This window comes from Desertibacillus haloalkaliphilus, from assembly GCF_019039105.1.
GTDB classification, from domain to species: Bacteria; Bacillota; Bacilli; order Bacillales; family KJ1-10-99; genus Desertibacillus; species Desertibacillus haloalkaliphilus.
Window position 1 is genome coordinate 1 of the sequence record NZ_JAHPIV010000212.1, and the last position, 409, is coordinate 409.

General features: G+C 42.1%; 1 protein-coding gene. It reads left to right on the top strand.

Features of this window, described 5'->3' with window-relative positions:
• Positions 1–247, top strand: a 247-nt coding sequence (locus KH400_RS21605) for a DUF1292 domain-containing protein (RefSeq protein ID WP_217228155.1), incomplete at its 5' end; no start/stop codon positions are given.
• Positions 248–409: the final 162 nt, after the last annotated feature.

The following is a 409-nucleotide window of genomic DNA, read 5'->3' on the forward strand; positions in this document are numbered from 1 at the left end:
CAATGGCGATGAGCAACTTTTCGAAGTATTGTTCACGTTTAAGTCAGAAGATTACGGTAAGTCATACATCGTTTTGTACCCAGCTGGTGCAGGCGAAGACGAAGAAGTAGAGATGTTGGCATACATCTTTGACCCAGACGAGACTGCAGAGTCTACTGAGGGTGGTTTGACGCCAATCGAAGACGACGATGAGTGGTCAATGGTTGAAGAGCGTTTGAACCAATTCTTGGACGAACAAGAAGACTAATTTTAGTACAATTGATGGCCGGTGATGAATCGGCCATTTTTTGTTAAGTGCGAAAGGAATCCGACATGAACGAAGCTGAATTGTTTATCTTTACTGACGAAGAAGGTAATGAGCACGAATTTATTGAGTTGTTCTCTTTTGATTCAGAAGACTTTGGTAAGT